Here is a 15,435-nt window from a genome sequence, read left to right on the forward strand (position 1 = left end):
CCGGGGCATGCTCTTCTTGTTTTATCTGAACGCGGTGAGGTAAGGAATTCATAATGGCCAGTATTCATCAGCTTCTCAAGACCATGGTTGAGGCGGGCGGTTCGGACCTGCACATTACAACCGGAACCCCGCCGCAGCTGCGGGTTGACGGACAGATGGTGCCGCTCAAGCTGCCCCCGCTGCTTCCGGCTGACACCAAGCAGCTCTGCTACAGCATTCTGACCGATGCCCAGAAACGCAAATTCGAGGAAGAGAATGAACTTGACCTTTCCTTCGGGGTCAAAGGTCTGGCCCGTTTTCGCGGCAACATCTATATGCAGCGGGGTGCCATCGCCGGCGCTTTCCGGCTGATTCCCTACAAGTTTCTGACCTTTGATGAGCTCGGTCTGCCGCCGGTTGTTTCCCGCATCGCCCAACGGCCGCGCGGCCTGGTGCTGGTGACCGGGCCGACCGGCAGCGGCAAATCGACCACCCTGGCTTCGATTATCGATTACATCAACGAACAGCGGCACGAGCATATCATCACCATCGAAGACCCGATCGAGTACCTGCATCCGCACAAGAAGTGCGTGGTCAACCAGCGTGAAGTCGGTGCCGACACCCATTCGTTCAAAAAAGCGCTCAAGTACATTCTGCGCCAGGACCCCGACATCGTCCTGCTCGGTGAACTGCGGGATCTTGAAACGATCGAAGCGGCCCTGACCATTGCCGAGACCGGCCACCTCTGTTTTGCGACCCTGCACACCAATTCGTGTGTCCAGACCATCAACCGGATTGTCGATGTCTTTCCGCCCCATCAGCAGACCCAGGTACGGACCCAGCTTTCCTTCGTCCTCGAGGGGGTTCTTTCGCAGACACTGATTCCCAAGGCTGACGGCCGGGGTCGGGCGCTGGCCATTGAGGTGATGGTGCCGAATATGGCCATTCGTGCCCTGATCCGCGATGACAAGGTTCATCAGATCTATTCACAGATGCAGATGGGGCAGGAAAAGTTCGGTATGCAGACCCTCAACCAGTCCCTCTTCATGCTGTATCACGGCAAGAAGATCAGCCTGGAGATGGCGATGATGCGGTCCCAGGATACAGACGAACTGAAGCAGATGATCGCCAACCCCGCGTCGGTGCTGAAGCGGGGGATTCAATCCGGCAGCGGCGCGCGTCCCGTTGCCACTCAAATGTGAGGCTTTCACAAGAAAGCAAAATGCCGTTGGCTAAGCAAAAAGCGCCGGCAGCAAGGCGCGCGATTGTCGAGCAATGAGGCGTACCGGCGTACGTCGAAGCAGTGAGAACAAGCGTCGCAACGCAGCTGCAGGTGAGTTTTTGCGACGCCACTCAAATGTGAGGTGAAGCATGGCCAAGTTTGCCTGGGAGGGAAAGACTCGAACCGGCAAAGTCCAGAAGGGAACCATGGAGGCCCCTGACCAGGGGGCGGTGACGGCGGCTCTGCGTCGCCAGGGGATCATGCCCTCGTCGATCAAGGAACGGGGCAAGGGCATGAACATGGAGATCCGGATTCCCGGCTTCGAACCGAAGGTCACCACCAAGGACCTGGTTGTTTTCACCCGCCAGTTCGCCACCATGATTGATGCCGGTCTGCCGCTGGTCCAGTGTCTCGACATCCTCTCCCGGCAACAGGAGAACAAGACCTTCAAGAAAATCCTCACCGAGATCAAGGAGAGTGTCGAGTCCGGGTCCACCTTTGCTGACGCGTTGGCCAAGCACCCCAAGGCCTTCGATGAACTGTATGTCAACCTGGTCGCCGCCGGTGAGGTCGGCGGTATCCTCGACACCATCCTCAACCGTCTCGCCGCCTATATTGAAAAGGCCCTCAAGCTGAAGAAGCAGGTCAAGAGCGCCATGACCTACCCGGCGACCGTGGTCGGCATCGCCGTGGTTGTCATCGGTGTCATCCTGATTTTCGTTATTCCGCAGTTTGAGAAGATGTTTCATGATTTCGGCGGCGAATTGCCCGGGCCGACCCTGGTTGTTATCGCCTTGAGCAACTTCATCCAGCATTACATTCTGGTCATCATCGGCGGGATCGTCCTGCTGATCTTCGCCTTCAAGAAGATATACGCCACTCCCAAAGGGCGTTCAGCAATCGATGAATTTTCGTTGAAACTGCCGATCTTCGGGGTGCTGATCCGCAAGGTTGCCGTGGCCAAGTTCACCCGGACTCTCGGCACCATGATTTCCAGCGGCGTGCCCATCCTCGATGGACTGGAGATTGTCGCCAAGACGGCCGGCAACAAGACTGTTGAAAAAGCTATCTACCAGGTCCGCTCCAGCATCAGCGAGGGCAAGACCATCGCCGAGCCGTTGGAAAAATCCGGGGTGTTTCCTCCCATGGTATGCCAGATGATCGCCGTCGGCGAGCAGTCGGGGGCCATCGATACCATGCTCAACAAGATTGCGGATTTCTATGACGACGAAGTCGATGACGCGGTGAGCAACCTGACATCGATGATGGAACCGTTGCTGATGCTCTTCCTCGGTACCACGGTCGGCGGACTGGTCATCGCCATGTACCTGCCGATCTTCAAACTGGCCGGTACTGTCGGGGGCTGATGCCTTCCCCGATGCCAGGTTCCTCCTCAGCTCGAAGGCAGTTGAAACCATCCCGCAAGCAGCTGGGGTGGTTTCTGCTGTTGCGGGTCGTTTTCATCTGTATCTTCCTCGGCGGTACGGTCGTTTACCAGGTCCGGGACGGTTTGACCTCCGCCCATCCCGCGCTGCCCTTTTTTTATCTGCTGATCGGACTTTCCTTCGCCCACGCCCTTGCCGGCGCCCTGTCGCTGCCCCGGGTGAAGAACCTGGTGTTGTTCACCCACACCCAGATCGCCTGGGACCTGGTTTTCTGTTTTCTGCTGATTGCTCTGACCGGCGGGACCGAGAGTCCGTTTCCTTTCCTGTTCGTCTTTATCATCATCAGTTCCAGTGTCTTTTTTTCGACCCGAGAAATCCTGATTGTGGCTGCCGCCTCTTCGATTCTGTACGGGGGGCTGATCGACTTTCAGTATTATCAGGTTCTGCCGCATCCGGCGGGACTGCCGGGACTGGACCCGGTTGCCGGGCGGGAAGCATTTTATACCATTTTTATCCACGTCGTCGCCTTCTTCCTCACCGCCCTGTTGAGCGGCGCCCTGTCGGAACGCTGGCGGCGTAGTGAAGCGGCCCTGGCCGAACAGCGCATCGATTACGATGAGCTTGAAGCCCTGAACAAGGCGATTCTCGGCAACATCAGCAGCGGTCTGATGATCGTCAACAGCCAGGGGCGTATCCGTCTCTTCAATCGGGCCGCCGAAATGATCTGCGGACGCAGTCTGAAGGATGTTTACAACCGCCGGGTCGATGAGCTTTTCCCCGGTCTGGAAATTATGTCCGGGCAGGGGTTTGTTTTCCATCAGCGAGCCGAAGGAGATATTTTCGACGCGTCCGGGCAACGGAAGGTTCTCGGTTATGCCACCAGCGGCATTCGTGATCCACGCAACCGGGAACTCGGTCTGCTGGTCAGTTTCCAGGACCTGACCCAGGTCAAGGAGATGGAGGAACAGCTCAAGCGCAGTGATCGTCTTGCCGCCATCGGCCGGCTCTCGGCGGCCATGGCGCATGAAATCCGCAATCCCCTGGCGTCGATAAGCGGTTCCGTTCAACTGCTGATGGAGACCGAGGGGGTCAGTGACGAAGATCGCCGACTGATGGGGATTGTCGTCAAGGAAGCGGACCGCCTGAGCAGCCTGTTGACCGATTTTCTGACCTATGCCCGACCGAGGCCGCCCCGGACTGAGGACTGCGACATCTCTGGCCTGCTGGACGAATTGATCGATATTTGTGGTACAGATCCCCGCTTCGACCAGGTTGTTTTCATCCGGGACTATGAGAGTGGTATCCGTTTCCTGGTCGATCGAGACCAGGTTCGCCAGGCTCTCTGGGGGATCTTGATCAATGCCGCCGAGGCTATGGACAGCGCAGGCGAAATCCGTATCGGTATCAACCGGGAGCGGGGTCTGATCGCCATCGAGGATTCAGGCCCGGGGATTCCCCCGGATATCGCCGAGCGGGTTTTTGAACCCTTTTTCACGACCAAGGCCGCCGGCAGCGGTTTGGGGCTGGCAACGGTCTATTCCCTGATTGACGGACATGGGGGACGTGTTGAAATGACAACCGGTGCTCTTGGCGGCGCCCGTTTTCTGCTCTGTTTCGGACCCGGCCTGGTGTTGTCCTGAAACCCAAAACCACCGGCAATTTCGGGATTCGGTTGTCGTTACGGCTGAATCTGCTTCGTTGCCTTCACCGCTTCGGTGCTCAACGTAGCTCGGCTACGTTTGCGCCCGAATCGGCGCGACGCCTCGCATCTCCACCCGTTCCGCCACCCTCGGTCCACAAAACAGCCGGTGGATTTGGGTGAATTCGGCTTGAACAGACCATTTAAAAACGTTAAGCTTGCAACTTCATTGCCCAGCAGGAGGATCTTTTCTTGAGCAGCAGCGGATATCATATCCTTGTCGTCGACGACGAAGAGAGCATGCGGGAATTTCTCAGTATCATGCTGCATCGTGAGGGCTACCGGGTTGACGCGGTGCAGGATGGCAGCCAGGCGGTCGAACGGCTGGAACAAAAGACTTACGACCTGGTGATTACCGATATCCAGATGCCGCGGCTTGACGGTTTTGGAGTTCTCGCCCATGTTCTGGAACGGGCACCCGAGACGGTGGTGATTATGATCACCGCCTTTTCGACCACCGAACAGGCGGTCGAGGCGATGAAGCTCGGCGCTTATGATTACATCACCAAGCCCTTCCGCAATGATGAAATCCGCCTTATTGTCAAGAATGCCCTGGAACGCAAGGAACTGCGCCACGAAAACCTGCAACTGAAAAAGGAACTCGGCCAACGCTATGCCTTCGGCAACCTGATCGGTAAAAGCAAGTCGATGCGCGAGGTTTATGAACTGGTCGAGAAGGTTGCCGACAGCCGGGTCAACGTATTGATTACCGGTGAAAGCGGCACCGGCAAGGAGATGGTGGCTCGAGCCATTCATTACAACAGCGAGCGGGGTGATCAGCCCTTTGTGCCGATCAACTGCGGGGCGATCCCGGAAAACCTGCTTGAAAGTGAATTGTTCGGCCATGAAAAGGGTTCCTTCACCGGGGCGATTCAGCGCAAAGAGGGCCTGTTCGAGGTGGCCGACGGCGGCACCCTGTTTCTGGATGAAATCGGCGAACTGCCGGCGATGATGCAGGTCAAGCTGCTGCGGGTGCTGCAGGATCGCGAGATCCGCCGGGTCGGCGGGACGAAAAACCAGCAGGTCGATGTGCGGATCGTCGCCGCCACCAACAAGGATCTCGAATCGGAGGTCGCCGAAGGGAATTTTCGCGAAGATCTCTTCTATCGACTCAACGTCATTCGCATCGATCTTCCGCCTCTGCGCCGCCGACGGGAAGACATTCCCCTGCTGATCGAACATTTTTTCGAAAAGTACAGCCCTTCGGAGAAGGTCGATATCGCCGAAGACGCCATGCGCACCCTGCTCGATTACCAGTGGCCGGGCAATATCCGGGAGTTGGAGAATGTTGTCGAGCGCTGCACGGTTCTCAGCCAGGGGCGGGGGCTGACCAGCGACTGCCTGCCGCCGCAGATGCTGCGCACCGGGACTGTCGGCAGTGGCGGACTGCAGGAACTGCCGGAAAACGGTCTTGACCTGGATGACTACCTGGCCGGCATTGAAAAAGATATCCTGCTCAAGGCCCTTGATCGCACCGGCGGGGTGCGCAAGAAAGCGGCCGAGTTGCTGAATATATCGTTTCGTTCGATCCGTTACCGGCTGGCCAAGTTCGGCTTCGGAGAAGATGATGACGCGGGAGGGTCATAAAACGGCGCTGGCTGCTGCATGAGTGCCGCCTTTTGTCACCCGCTCCTGGACAACCGTTTCGGGGAAATATTGAGGAAGTCGCAACCTCTTGAAATATAAGAAAAATATTTGATGAATCATGGATTTTTAGACCGTTTTTTGATTGGCACCAAGATTGCTAATACCTAAAGACAAAGAAGGTTGGACGAAATGGCTAAACAGGAAACAGCTGTTGGCCGATAAAGTCAGAAGCGGTTTTAACCAAGGTGGGAATCATCCCTGAACTCGAACGAAGGAAAGGAGTTGGAACATGCTGAAAAAGTTCCGCAAGAATCAAAAGGGTTTCACCCTCATCGAGCTGCTGATCGTCGTCGCGATCATCGGCATCCTGGCCGCCATCGCCATCCCGCAGTTTGCCTCCTATCGGCAGAAGGCTTACAACAGCGCGGCCAATTCCGACTTGAAGAACCTGAAGACCGGTATGGAGGCCTACATGGCCGACACCCAGGAGTATCCGGCGGTGCTGGCTCTTCAGTAAGACTTAAATGCACATAAACCTGACAGGAGATTGTCATGAAAAAGATCATCGTTATTTCCGCAGTGCTGGTTTTCTTGGCGCCGAGCTGTTTTGCCGCGGTTTCTTCAAACGCGACGGGCACTCTAGATCTGGCGAATAACACCGGGCTTTCCCTGTATGGGGATCCCACGACTGCAACCTCTTCGACTGCTCTGATCGGTAAAACATCGACCGGCGTCGGTGTTGCGTGGAATACCGCCACGGGTGGCTATGCCCTCATGACTCAGCATAAGAGCGGCACCAAGGCCTACGGCAGCTCCTATGACAGCACCGCTATCTATGTCACCACGGGTGTTGCCGATCCGGGGACTGCCGCTTATAACAGTGGCGCTTTGAATGGGACTGATACGAGTGACTTCAGTGGCACTGGCTGGAAGACGATGTAAGGACCGGTTGGTTGCAAATGTGTTGGAACGGGGTGCTTCGGTGCCCCGTTTTTTTCTGCGGGGTCAGCTCCCATTGAGATCTTCTGGGTGACCTGGGGGGTCCGGATAAAGATGACACTTCTTGGAGCGACACTGAAAGGGATATTTCGGGATCGGGTTTTTCGCGGGCTGCTGATGGTCCTGGTGGTTTTTGCTGCCATTCCCGCGGTCAGTACACTGTCCATGCGGCAGGTGGTCAGCCTCTGCCTGACCCTCTGTCTGTCCCTCTCCTCCCTGGTTCTGCTTGTCCTGGCGCTGTTTCTCGGCGGCACCGTCCTCTGGCGGGATTTGGATCGTCGTTACTGTCATGCCCTGCTGTCCCTGCCTTTGAGTCGCGAGCGATACCTGTGGGAACGTTATGCCGGCATCGCTCTGTTCCTGGGCCTCAGTGCCCTGGTCCTTGGAGGGATGACCTGGCTGGTCACCTCCTTCGTCGCCGCCGGTTATCCACCTGGCCGGCCGATTCTTTGGACCGTGGTGTTTGGTTGTATTGCTCTTGATCTGCTCAAATGCCTGCTGCTGGTGGCGTTCGCCTTTTGTTTTTCTGCCTTCAGCACGTCCTTTTTTCTGCCGATTTTCGGTACCATAGCCATCTATCTGGTCGGTGGGGCGTCCCAGGGGGTTCATGATTACCTGCGGTCATCGGCCGCGACCGATATCAGTTTGGCGGTGCGAAGGCTGGCGGACAGTCTTTACTATCTGTTGCCGAACTTCAGTCTTTTCGACATCAAGCTGTATGCAATCTATGGCTTGCCCCTGCAGACGTCTCAGCTACTGTTGAGTGGCGGATATTTTCTGGTCTATACGCTTTTGCTGCTCGGGCTGTCGGGTTGGATTTTTGCCCGGCGGCAGATCCCGTGAGTGTGGGCGAGATGATGAGGCGACTTGGAATATTCGCTTTTTTCGGAGTGCTTCTGACGTTGTACGTGCAGTTGCTGGGGCCTGTTCGGCAAGTCATGGAACAGCGGCCGTTTGTCGAAAAACTGGGGCTGATACCCCATCCTCAGGCTCTCAAGCTGCTTTTTCCCGATTTTCGGGCGTTGCTGGGAGCCACGATTTTAGGCAGGGTCACCCTTTATTTCGGCGGGTTGGTCGAACATTTCGATGATCCGCGGCTGCTGGTGAAGGCTGTTGATTATCCCGCCATGTCCCGTGCCATCCATACGGCGGTGAAGCTTGATCCATATAACATGGATGCCTATTATTTCGGTCAGGCGGTTCTGGTGTGGGATGTGGGCAAGTACCGACTGGCGAATGAATTGCTCGAGTATGGCATGCGTTATCGGAACTGGGACTGGCAGCTGCCGTTTTTCGTCGGCTTCAACAAGGCTTATTTCCTGGGAGATCTCGAAGGCGCGGCGAAGATGTACATGCGGGCCGGTGAACTCTCCGGAGCGGCTATGTTCAAGACGTTGGCCGGCCGTTATCTGCAGGAAGTTGGTAAGACGGAAATGGCCATAGGTTATCTGGAGACTCAATTGGCCGGTGCCAGAATCGCTTCGGTAAAAAAAGTTTTGCGTTTGCGTCTCACCGCCTTCAAGGCCTTGCGGCAGATTGAAGAGGCCGTGGATGGGTATCGTCGGCGCTATGGCGAATGGCCGTTGGGGCTGGAAGATCTGACGGCCAGGGGGATGCTTGCCGAGATTCCTGAAGATCCGTACGGAGGGCGTTTTTATCTGACTGAAGATCACCGGGTGCGGACCACCAGCAAATTCAGCCTGACTTTAGGGGCCGGAAAAAAGAAAAAGGTCGATGTAACCCCCGAAGAGACACTGCGTGATGACTGAGATTTCATTTCCGATCAAAATTCACGGATTGAGCAAGGTTTACCGCGGCAAGAAATGGCAGCGGGTTGCAGCGTTGCGTCAACTGGAGTTGACGGTTCGAAGCGGGGAAATCTTTGGTTTCCTGGGACCAAATGGGGCCGGCAAGAGTACCACCATCAAAACTTTGGTGGGGCTTATTCGGCCGACCGAAGGCCGGGTCACTCTTTTCGGTCAGCCTGCCGGGATGGCCGGGGCGAGGCAAAGGGTCGGCTACCTGCCGGAAAATCCGGCTTTCCCTGACACCTTGACCGGCCGGGAATTTCTTGCACTGGTGGCTCACAGTTTTGGGTTGGCCAGACAGCAGGGACTGATGGCCGCCGAACGTGTGCTCGACATGCTGGATTTGACCACTGCCGCCGGTCGGCCGATCCGCAGTTACAGTAAGGGAATGGTACAACGGCTGGGGTTGGCGCAGACCCTGCTGCATGACCCCGATTTGTATATTCTTGATGAGCCGATGAGTGGGCTTGACCCCATCGGCCGCGCTCTGGTCAAGGACATTATTCTTGATCTGAAGGCAAAGGGGAAAACAGTCTTCTTCAGCACCCATGTGACGGCCGACGTCGAACGGGTCTGTGACCGGATCGGGGTTATTGTCGGTGGCGTCCTGCAGGCGCAGAGAGATGTTGCCGGATTGTTGCGTGAAGGGGTTGAAGGATACTTCTGCAGAGTCAGCAACTGTCCTGACAAGGTTCTTCAGCCCTTTGGCTACAAGGGGCGGGATGATGTTGTACAGGAGCTTTTTGTCCCCCGGGACCGATTCAATGATTTTGCTTCGCAGTTGTTCCGGAGTGGAGGATCCTTCGATCTCGTAGAACCGCAGCGGCGGGATATTGAGAATTATTTCCTGTCGCTGGTGCGTCAGGCCGGGGAGCTATGATGCGTCTCAAACCCTGGCACTGGCTGGCTTTCCTGTTCCTGGCGGTTCTGCTCGCCTATTATCCGACGCTTTCCGCGGGATACAACTCGGTCGATGATCTGAAGATGATCAGCCGGCTTGATCAGGCCGGACCGCTGAACCTGCGGCAGCTTTTTCTTCCCGGTGGTACCGCCTATTATTATCGGCCCCTGACCATCCTGAGTTATCTCCTGGACCGGGATCTCTGGGGCATGATCGCCTCCTTCATGCACCTGCACAATATTCTGCTGCATTTCGCCTGCAGCCTGATGGTGTTCTTTGTCTCCCGGCAACTGGTTGCACTTTATCCTGAGCGGGAAAAAGAGGCTGTCGGAACGGCTTTGATTGCCGCGTTGTTCTTTGCCCTGCACCCGCTGGGAACCGAATCGGTCTGCTGGATCAGTGGTCGTACCGACCTGTTGATGACCCTGTTCCTGCTGCTGGCCGTGTACCTGGTTATGGTTTCGCTGGCAACGAACAGGTCAGCTGTGGTTCTGGGGGCGGGGGTGGCTCTTGTTCTGGCCGGCTTGGCCAAGGAAGTGGCTGTATTTATCCTTCCCGGGCTGCTTTGGCTGATAATTGTTTATCCCTCCCGCAAGAGTCTGCTGCGCAGGATGCAGCAGCGTTGGCGGCCTCTATTGCTCACAACAGCCTCTATCGGGGTTTATTTTCTGTTGCGCTACCTGGCTGTTGCCCGCGACACGGGGATCAGGACCGCTCTTAAAGGGGTGCCAGGCGGGGATTTTGATCTTTTGAACAATGTGCGGATCACCTTCAAGGTTTACGGGTTCTATTTCAAGAAGCTGCTGATCCCCTGGCCGCTGAATTTCGGTATTGTTGAAGTCTCCGGGTGGTATGTCTTGTCCGGCATTGTCCTTGCTGTCATACTCTTCTGCTTATTAAGGCGTATGGATGTGCCGGGAGCATTTGGTCTGATGGCGTTCTGCGTCCTCTCTCCGGCTCTGATTGTCGTTTTCGGCAAAATGACCTGGACGCCTCTGGCGGAACGATATCTTTACGCGTCCGTCGCTTTTTCCGCTCCTCTTGCCGCCTGGTTCGTCCAGTCGCAGTGGGCACGTTTTGCGGGTGCTTCCAGAAGGAGATTCAGTCTGGGATTGACGCTGTTGTTGCTGGTCTTTTTCGGGACGGTATTGCAGCGTTCATGGGTCTGGCAGGACAACTTGCGTCTCTATCGAGATACTGCAGCTAAGAGTCCTGGCTTCGTTGCCGTCCAGACGGAGTTAGCCTCAGCTCTTTTGAGGCGGGGAGAAACGGCGGAAGCCGAGAAAATCCTGCGCGGGATCGGGAGGGAAGATTCTGGGTCAGGTTATATCAATGATGATCTTAATCTTGCGGCAATCCTTCTTAACGAGGGAGACCCCGACGGTGCCAGAAACAGACTTCTTCCCTTGCTGGATAAAAAGCCGAAAAGGTATTTTGAGCTTCTGCAGTCGCTGATCCGAATCAATGATCAACGCCTCGGCCGAGTGGCGACCGTCGAGGCGAAAACGGCCATTCACAGGGAAAACCTCAGCTGGTTGCTTGAACAGCAACTGATCAAACCGCGGGTTTTTACGCTGTACCGGATCGGCAAGCGCTATCTCGCTCTGGGAGAGCGGGACAAGGCCCTTGAGTTTTTCAAGAAAGCCTATGCCGGAGCCCCCCGGGATGCCTACTATCGCGGAGCGGCGGCAACCTTCATCCGCCGCCTTGAAAATCATGAAATTTAAATGTTGTTTTCAATTGTTGCGCCCCCACCAGTGGCTCAAAAACCTGATGCTGCTGTTTCCCCCTTTTCTGGGCGGGACGCTTTTCGGAGGACATTATGGATTGGGACAGGTGGTGTGGCCGTTTGCGGCATTCTGCCTCGGTTCAAGCGCCAGTTATATTGTCAATGACATTTGTGACCGCGAACAGGACCGGCTTCATCCCCGAAAAAAGAACAGGCCGTTAGCAGCGGGCCGGATCTCTCCTGTTTCAGCCGGTGCTGTTGCCGGATTGTTGTCTGTTGTCGGACTTGTTGCAGCTTCCCTGATTTCAACTCGGTTTGTTCTGTTGTTGCTGACATATCTCACTATTTCAATAGCGTATTCCCTGTATATGAAAAATGTGCCGCTGATTGAGCTCTTTTGCGTGGTTAGCGGCTTTCTTTTGCGCCTCTTTGCCGGTGGAGAGGCTTTTGGAGTGAAAATATCTGACTGGCTGTTTCTCAGCGTGTTTCTATTGGCACTTTTCCTGGTCTGCGGTAAGAGGCTCAGTGAATTGTGCCACGAAGGCGGGCAGGCTCCCGAGATGATCCGGACGGTCTTGGCCCGGTATCCACAAGGGTTTCTTGAGGCCAGCATGTTTATTTCCGGTGCGGCCGTCTTGGTAACCTATACTGTGTATGTTATCAGCCACAAAAGCACCATCTGGGTTGTCCCGTTGAGCTGTTTTGGGCTGCTGGCTTTTGTTAAGCGGGTATTGTCTGGTCAGGGGGGGGACCCAACCCGGGCGCTGCTCAGGGACCATCTTCTTCTGCTCACCGGTCTGGCTTGGATTCTGCTTATGAGTTGGGATGTTTACGGGGGGTGAATTGTGAATTCTCGTGCGAGGGTGCTGCCGTTTTTATATAAGTTGTTCCCCTTTGATCTCAAGGGGGACTTGTCCGAGTTTGCGCCTCGGTCGGACACCATAAGGATTTCCTGCATCATCAACTTTTATGGGCGTCTCGATCTTTTGTCAGGGATTATGCACTCTCTGGCGCAGCAGGATCTCTCTCGCCATCTTTTCGAGGTTGTTCTGGTTGAGGATCGAGGTGGGACCGTTGAAGGGAGGGCTTTCTGCGAAGCTTTTTCTGAGCAACTGAACATCCGCTATTTCCCGCTGGATAAAAATTATGGTCGCATGGGATATTCGCGTAACTTCGGACTTGCTCGCGCAAAGGGCGAAATCATCCTTTTTCTGGACGATGACACGGTATTGTTGCAACCGTTTTTCCTCTCCCGCCTGATCGAGGCTTTTGACGATAACCGAGAGGTCGATGCTCTGATTCCTCATGGGAGTGCCAGTTTCGGCTTGATCAAGGATAAATATGATTTTCACGATTCTTTTTTTATGACCAGTCGCTGCATGGCTTATCGGCGTGATGTTCTTGAGGATCTGGGCGGGTTTGTCTCCGAGTTTGTTGGCCAGGAGGACGTGGAGTTTGTTGTTCGTTTCCATCTTGCCTCAAAAACAGTAATCAGCCTTGCAGACCTTGGCTATCATCATCCACCGTTGCTGGTTCCCAGGTTGAGTAAGCCGATGGTCGTCGGTCTCTCCTTCTCTCAACTCAGGAGACGATACCCTAAGATTCTCTTCTTGTTGGTCGGGATAAACTGTAGTCGACACATGTTTCTGATTTTCTCTCCAACGAGGAAACACCGGGAAATGGGGAAATTTGGCATAGGTTTTCTATGTGGTTTTGTTCGCGGTTTTTTCAGATGTGAGCTTCAGGGACATTACAGATAATAATGGCAGATATGGATGAGTATGATCTTGTAATTGAGGCTGGTAAAACCAGACAGCAGTATTGGCTGGACCTCTGGAGATACCGGGAACTATTTCTGTTCATGGCATGGCGGGATATCCTGGTCCGTTATAAACAGACCGTCATTGGTGTGGTATGGAGCGTGCTGAGGCCACTCTTGGTCCTTGTTGTTTTTACTGTTCTTTTTGACAAGATTGCCCGGCTTCCCTCAGAGGGAGATGCCCCTTACCCAATACTGGTCCTTGCGGCCTTGCTTCCTTGGCAGCTATTTTCCGGAGCGTTAACTGAAAGCAGCAATTCACTGATTATTAACGCCGGGATGATTACCAAAGTGTATTTCCCCCGTGTCATTATGCCGGCAAGTGCAATCATTGTCTGCTTTGTTGATTTTTTGATCTCTTTTGTGCTGCTGCTGTTGCTGATGGTCTGGTATCATGTTGTTCCCGGTTGGCACATTCTTGCCTTACCCGTTTTTTTGGCACTGGCAGTTCTGTCTGCTCTGGGGGGCGGCCTCTGGTTGTCTGCCTTGAATGTCAAATATAGGGATTTCAGACTCATTATACCTTTTATTGTTCAGTTTGGCCTTTACGTGTCTCCAGTGGGGTTCAGCAGTAATGTGATCCCGGATAAATGGCGTCTGCTCTATTCATTGAACCCGATGGTCGGAGTGATAGACGGTTTTCGCTGGTCCATTCTAGGAAAGGCGGCAACGATTTACTGGCCCGGGTTTTTGCTTTCTTTGGTGCTTTGCGTTGTTTTTTTCTGGGCTGGCTTTGCCTATTTCCGTAAAGCTGAAAAGGGATTTGCTGACGTGATCTGAGGGGGGTGATGTGAGTACGGTTGTAAAGATCGAACGTTTGTCAAAGCGGTTCTTCCTGAACCAAAGCAGGCAGCGGTTTCCCACCTTGCGTGACGCGTTGACAGAAAAGTTCAGCGCTGTCAAAAGTTCTCTTTTGCGTCCTAGAATCTCCGGGAGTGGTGTCTTCAGTGGCCGGGTTGAGGAATTCTGGGCATTGAAGGATATCTCATTTGCTGTCGATCAGGGAGAACGGATCGGTATTATTGGTCCTAATGGAGCAGGAAAATCGACCCTTCTTAAAATATTGAGCCGAATTACAGAACCTACGACTGGTCGAATTTCTCTTCGAGGAAGAATGGCGAGTTTGCTTGAGGTCGGGACAGGGTTTCATCCTGAACTGACGGGCCGAGAAAATATTTATCTGAACGGTGCCATTCTTGGAATGACCCGAAAAGAGATACGAAGAAAATTCGATGAAATAGTTGCTTTTGCCGAAGTAGAAAATTTTTTGGATACCCCGGTCAAACGTTATTCTTCAGGAATGTACGTTCGCTTGGCTTTTGCAATAGCCGCCCATTTGGAATCTGAGATTTTGATTGTCGATGAAGTGTTAGCGGTCGGTGATGTGGCTTTTCAGAAAAAGTGTCTTGGCAAAATGGAAGATGTTGGCAGACAGGGGCGAACAATATTTTATGTCAGTCATAATATGGGGTCTGTAAAAAAATTGTGCACAAAGGTCATGAATCTGAATAAAGGGGAAAAATTTTTCTTTGGTGATGTTGGTGATGGTATTCAAAGATATCTTTCACTGCATAATAGTTTCAGTAAGAAAACGTTGATAGAAAGATTAGATAGGAAGGGTCGTGGGCACGTCAGATTATATGATTGCTGTTTTGTTGACGATGGTGGCAATGAAACCGATTTGTTGATTTCAGGCGAGAGGCTAAGATTTAAGATTTCTTATGTTTCGTCTTTTTGTAATCTGAATAACGTTTGGTTTAGATTTATACTAAAAAACAGTTATGGGGAAATACTTTTTGTTTGTAATAACTTGCATAGTAATGGTGGGTTTAATTGTTTGAGTGGTAGCGGAGAAGTTTTTATGGAGATCGAAAAAACTCCTCTGTTTGAGGGTGTATATACTTATGATTTGCAAGTAGTGGTAAATAAAGAGATTGAAGATGCGATTGAGAATGCAGGACAGGTCCGTGTAGAAACAGGAGACTTTTTTGGCACAGGCATTCAACCGTCGATCAAGGAGGGATTGATGGTGAACCATGTTTGGAAAACGGACATCCAGAATTGAGCTACCTGAAGCAAAATTATTTGAACTGTTTAGATTGTATAGAAACTCAATACGAATTGAAAGTTATGTGGCATTATCTAACTGACACAAGAACAGATAGTCAGAGCTGGCACCGATGTTCGGACAGGTCGGCGGCGGAAATAAGGTGGAAAGCCTTCATGGTTATGCCGCCAGCCTGAGTGCCGGTCCGGCGTAGCCGGGCCGGGGTTTTTGCCAATATGCCTCATCGGGGGTCTTGTCGT

Annotated in this window: 14 protein-coding genes; all 14 read left to right on the forward strand. The window is 53.7% G+C overall.

Going from position 1 to position 15,435, the window contains the following annotated elements:
• Positions 1 to 53: 53 nt before the first annotated feature.
• Positions 54 to 1,181, forward strand: coding sequence for a type IV pilus twitching motility protein PilT (locus C2E25_RS13725; protein ID WP_085010888.1), 1,128 nt, complete (start codon positions 54 to 56; stop codon positions 1,179 to 1,181).
• Between the two features lie 169 nt (positions 1,182 to 1,350).
• A complete protein-coding gene (locus C2E25_RS13730) occupies positions 1,351 to 2,568 on the forward strand; it encodes a type II secretion system F family protein (RefSeq protein WP_103116301.1) in 1,218 nt (405 codons plus the stop codon).
• Positions 2,569 to 2,609: 41 nt separating this feature from the next.
• Positions 2,610 to 4,226: a two-component system sensor histidine kinase NtrB gene (locus C2E25_RS13735; RefSeq protein ID WP_158247274.1), complete on the forward strand. Its 1,617-nt coding sequence runs from the start codon at positions 2,610 to 2,612 to the stop codon at positions 4,224 to 4,226.
• A gap of 251 nt (positions 4,227 to 4,477) precedes the next feature.
• The gene (locus tag C2E25_RS13740) at positions 4,478 to 5,872 is read left to right on the forward strand and encodes a sigma-54-dependent transcriptional regulator (protein WP_269845117.1); all 1,395 of its coding nucleotides are present in this window, start codon (positions 4,478 to 4,480) and stop codon (positions 5,870 to 5,872) included.
• Positions 5,873 to 6,161: 289 nt separating this feature from the next.
• Complete coding sequence (locus C2E25_RS17995) at positions 6,162 to 6,389, forward strand: type IV pilin protein (RefSeq protein ID WP_103116303.1); 228 nt, start codon at positions 6,162 to 6,164, stop codon at positions 6,387 to 6,389.
• A gap of 35 nt (positions 6,390 to 6,424) precedes the next feature.
• Complete coding sequence (locus C2E25_RS13750; RefSeq protein ID WP_103116304.1) at positions 6,425 to 6,814, forward strand: hypothetical protein; 390 nt, start codon at positions 6,425 to 6,427, stop codon at positions 6,812 to 6,814.
• A gap of 111 nt (positions 6,815 to 6,925) precedes the next feature.
• The gene (locus C2E25_RS13755) at positions 6,926 to 7,714 is read left to right on the forward strand and encodes a hypothetical protein (protein ID WP_103116305.1); all 789 of its coding nucleotides are present in this window, start codon (positions 6,926 to 6,928) and stop codon (positions 7,712 to 7,714) included.
• Complete coding sequence (locus C2E25_RS13760; protein ID WP_199177438.1) at positions 7,684 to 8,640, forward strand: tetratricopeptide repeat protein; 957 nt, start codon at positions 7,684 to 7,686, stop codon at positions 8,638 to 8,640. Before C2E25_RS13755 ends, C2E25_RS13760 begins: the two co-directional genes overlap by 31 nt.
• A complete protein-coding gene (locus C2E25_RS13765) occupies positions 8,633 to 9,559 on the forward strand; it encodes an ABC transporter ATP-binding protein (RefSeq protein WP_103116306.1) in 927 nt (308 codons plus the stop codon). The genes C2E25_RS13760 and C2E25_RS13765 overlap by 8 nt, the downstream gene beginning before the upstream one ends.
• Positions 9,559 to 11,307, forward strand: a complete 1,749-nt coding sequence (locus C2E25_RS13770) for a tetratricopeptide repeat protein (protein WP_103116307.1) — start codon at positions 9,559 to 9,561, stop codon at positions 11,305 to 11,307. Before C2E25_RS13765 ends, C2E25_RS13770 begins: the two co-directional genes overlap by 1 nt.
• Positions 11,246 to 12,151 carry a decaprenyl-phosphate phosphoribosyltransferase gene (locus tag C2E25_RS13775; protein ID WP_233189437.1) on the forward strand — a complete coding sequence of 302 codons (906 nt, stop codon included), beginning with the start codon at positions 11,246 to 11,248 and terminating at the stop codon, positions 12,149 to 12,151. Before C2E25_RS13770 ends, C2E25_RS13775 begins: the two co-directional genes overlap by 62 nt.
• Positions 12,152 to 12,154: 3 nt before the next feature.
• Complete coding sequence (locus tag C2E25_RS13780; protein WP_233189438.1) at positions 12,155 to 13,069, forward strand: glycosyltransferase family 2 protein; 915 nt, start codon at positions 12,155 to 12,157, stop codon at positions 13,067 to 13,069.
• A gap of 11 nt (positions 13,070 to 13,080) precedes the next feature.
• Positions 13,081 to 13,908 carry an ABC transporter permease gene (locus tag C2E25_RS13785; protein ID WP_103116314.1) on the forward strand — a complete coding sequence of 276 codons (828 nt, stop codon included), beginning with the start codon at positions 13,081 to 13,083 and terminating at the stop codon, positions 13,906 to 13,908.
• Positions 13,909 to 13,918: 10 nt separating this feature from the next.
• A complete protein-coding gene (locus C2E25_RS13790) occupies positions 13,919 to 15,193 on the forward strand; it encodes an ABC transporter ATP-binding protein (RefSeq protein ID WP_103116309.1) in 1,275 nt (424 codons plus the stop codon).
• The last annotated feature ends 242 nt before the right edge of the window (positions 15,194 to 15,435 follow it).

Origin of the sequence: Geothermobacter hydrogeniphilus (assembly GCF_002898515.1) — a bacterium.
In the GTDB taxonomy this organism is placed as follows: domain Bacteria; phylum Desulfobacterota; class Desulfuromonadia; order Desulfuromonadales; family Geothermobacteraceae; genus Geothermobacter_A.

Coding starts and splice junctions, on each gene's coding strand:
- C2E25_RS13785 (WP_103116314.1), top strand. CDS start 13,081: ATGGATGAGTATGATCTTGTAATTGAGGCTGGTAAAACCAGACAGCAG.
- C2E25_RS13770 (WP_103116307.1), top strand. CDS start 9,559: ATGCGTCTCAAACCCTGGCACTGGCTGGCTTTCCTGTTCCTGGCGGTT.
- C2E25_RS13750 (WP_103116304.1), top strand. CDS start 6,425: ATGAAAAAGATCATCGTTATTTCCGCAGTGCTGGTTTTCTTGGCGCCG.
- C2E25_RS13775 (WP_233189437.1), top strand. CDS start 11,246: ATGCCTACTATCGCGGAGCGGCGGCAACCTTCATCCGCCGCCTTGAAA.
- C2E25_RS13725 (WP_085010888.1), top strand. CDS start 54: ATGGCCAGTATTCATCAGCTTCTCAAGACCATGGTTGAGGCGGGCGGT.
- C2E25_RS13730 (WP_103116301.1), top strand. CDS start 1,351: ATGGCCAAGTTTGCCTGGGAGGGAAAGACTCGAACCGGCAAAGTCCAG.
- C2E25_RS13755 (WP_103116305.1), top strand. CDS start 6,926: ATGACACTTCTTGGAGCGACACTGAAAGGGATATTTCGGGATCGGGTT.
- C2E25_RS13765 (WP_103116306.1), top strand. CDS start 8,633: ATGACTGAGATTTCATTTCCGATCAAAATTCACGGATTGAGCAAGGTT.
- C2E25_RS17995 (WP_103116303.1), top strand. CDS start 6,162: ATGCTGAAAAAGTTCCGCAAGAATCAAAAGGGTTTCACCCTCATCGAG.